We start from the raw sequence: 2689 nt of genomic DNA, 5'->3' as shown, positions 1-2689 counted from the left end.
GTTCAATAGTCCCATGTTTATCACTCCATTGCCCCCCGTCGCTCACCGCGCGGGAGAAGGGTCACATGGGTCAAATCTCAATGAAAATTACACGCCTACCCGGGTCAGTTCTGGGTGAAAATCAACAGTCCATCGGCAACGTGCCCGCCTCGAACGCATCGCGCGACGGGAACGGCAGCAGCGCCAGATAGCCAAGCGCCGCTCCGGATACCCCGCCCATCAGGCCGATCAGTGCCCCTTGGGTGACGAAGACGAAGATCACGAAACCCCGGCCCGCGCCCATCGCCCGCATGATCCCGATCTCGGGCCGGCGGCGATAGGTGGACAACAGCAGTGCCGAGGCCACGCCGATGACAATGGTGATCAGCGCAAAGGACTTCAGGAAATATCCCGTCTGCGCCTGTGCATTCAGCGCCTCCATCAGTTGAGCCGCTCCGTCGGTCCAAGGCACGGCATCAAGGCCGGTCAACGCCCGGATGCGCAGGGCGGTGGCATCGGCCGTGTTCAGGTCGGCCAGCTTGATCTCGATCTTCGTGACGCCCTGCGGCAGCGCAAACAGGGTGCGCGCCGTGGGCAGGGCCACAAACACGCTGCTTTCATCCATCCGGCCATTGCCGGTATCGAAAATGCCGCTCACCGTAAGCACCGCCGAGACGCCGCCCGACGATTGCAGCCGCAGGGTTTGGCCCAGCCGCAGCGACAGGTCGTCGGACAGACTCCGCCCCAGCACCACCAGCCCGGACCCGAGCCGGGCCGGGCCTTCCACCATATAGCCGTCAAGGTTCAGGATCGCCGACTCGCGCCCCGGTTCCACCCCCGTGACACCGACCTGCGCCACCTGCGCCCCCCGCGCCAGGAACCCCGAGCCGGTGATCTGAGGAGAGACTGCAATCACGCCGGGCACGGCTTCGATCAGCGGGATGAAGGTCGCGGCCTCGGCCAGAGTCGCAGTGCGTGTCCGGCCCCGCTCGGTCACCGCCAGAACGAGGCCTTGCGGCGTGAGCAGGATGACCGGGTCGGGGTCTTCGGCGGTGATTGTGACATGCGAGATGTCGCCCACGGTCCGCGACAGGATGAATTCCGCCAGCCCCCCGATCAATGCCGACATGAAGATGAAAATGAACACGCCGACGGCGACACCCAGCACGAGCAGACCGGTCTGGGCCTTGCTGGCGGTCAGGTAGCGCGCGGCAATCTTCAGCGCATAGAGCATCAGGGTTGGTCCACCAGAACCGCCTGCCCGTCGGTGATGCCGGTGGCATCGAGGATCACCGCATCGCCCGGCGCCAGCCCGTCGGTCACGATCAGGCGCGCGGCCGGCCAGTCGATGACCGTCACCCTGCGCCGGGTTGCAACGCCGTCTGCGACGACAAACACACTCTCCCCGGCCTCCGACGACTGGACCGCTGCGCGCGGTACCGTCAGCGCCGCATCCTGCTGATCCACGACGATGTTCGCCGTCACCGTCAATCCGACCGGCGCGTTTACCGCCGCGTCGAAGCTGAGCTTGACGGCAAGCCCGCCTGTTGCCGCATCGACGCGCTGCGACACGAAGCTGACCCGGCCGTTTCGCGTGGTTGCTTCTCCCGCCAGCCGCAGAACTGCCGGCTGGCCCGCGCGGATCTGGGTCGCATAGGCCTCGTCAACGTCCGTCTCGACAAGAAGCTGACTCAGGTCGGCAATCGTCAGCAGAACCGTCGCGGGATCGGCGATCTGTCCGGGATCGGCATTCAGCGACAGAACCGTTCCCGCCAGGGACGCGCGGATAGTGAAATTTGTCAGCTGGATCTGCGCCTGATCCAGCAGCGCCGTCATGCGCGCTACCTCCTGCGCTGACGCCCGCACGGCGCTTTCCGCATTGTCCAGGACGGTGCGGGCGACGTTCTGACCCAGAGCCTCGGTCCGGGCAAAGGTCGTCACCGCCTGTTCCTGTGCGACGACGGCGGCATCCAGACCCGCCACAGCCTGCCGCAGGATGGCCTGTTGTGTGGCGGCATCAATCCGCGCAAGCTCGCTGCCCAGGCGCACTGCCTGTCCCTCGGCAACCAGCACCACGTCCAGACGGCCGCTGACGAGGGCGCGCACATCAACCGAGTGCAGCGCGGCAATGCGTCCGTTGACCGCAAGCACCCGTGTCACAGGGGACAAGGCCGCGACCTCGATGAAAACCGGGACGGGCCCCGCTTCCCAAGGCTGAAGCCAGAGCCCAAATGCCAGAGCCGCCGCCAGAATGACGCCCGCGCCCCAGACCCAGACACGCAGGGATGATCGGGGTGGTGCTTGCACGGCAGGCGTTTCCCGGACCATCGGCAAACGCATTGAGCCTGCCGCCGACGACAGACCTGCGGTCTGTTGCGCAAATTCAGCGTCCTGATCCGGTTCTGACATACCCTTACCCCGACCATGGCCCGCGCATTGCCCAGGCAGGCGGCTGGCTGACACTCGACTTCGAGCGTGCACCTTACCCTGCAGCGTTTCCGGATGTGCTGATATGGATCAAGGGCACGGCAGACCACTCTGATAGGCTGCGAATTCTCTGATCATCTGCGCACCGCCCCACTGGACTTGCCCGGCAAATGTTGAGAGCACCAACTGAGGAACCAGGAGGTGTTCTATGGGAAACGGGAACAGACCGACGCCGGAGTTTCGGCGTGAAGCGGTGCGGCTGGCACTGACCAGCGGCCGGACG

General features: G+C 65.4%; 3 protein-coding genes. All 3 read right to left on the bottom strand.

Going from position 1 to position 2689, the window contains the following annotated elements; translation table 11 throughout:
• Window positions 1-121: 121 nt before the first annotated feature.
• A complete protein-coding gene (locus tag JL811_RS19760) occupies window positions 122-1213 on the bottom strand; it encodes an ABC transporter permease (RefSeq protein WP_202690419.1) in 1092 nt (363 codons plus the stop codon).
• The gene (locus JL811_RS19755) at window positions 1213-2286 is read right to left on the bottom strand and encodes an efflux RND transporter periplasmic adaptor subunit (RefSeq protein ID WP_337924779.1); all 1074 of its coding nucleotides are present in this window, start codon (window positions 2284-2286) and stop codon (window positions 1213-1215) included. Before JL811_RS19755 ends, JL811_RS19760 begins: the two co-directional genes overlap by 1 nt.
• A gap of 210 nt (window positions 2287-2496) precedes the next feature.
• A partial coding sequence (locus tag JL811_RS20110; protein WP_237685101.1) for a hypothetical protein occupies window positions 2497-2689 on the bottom strand: 193 nt, incomplete at its 5' end.

It is taken from the genome of Szabonella alba (genome assembly GCF_016765775.1).
Classification (GTDB): domain Bacteria; phylum Pseudomonadota; class Alphaproteobacteria; order Rhodobacterales; family Rhodobacteraceae; genus Szabonella; species Szabonella alba.
Note: the sequence above shows the minus strand (reverse complement) of the source record. Positions and strands in the feature narration are given on the sequence as shown.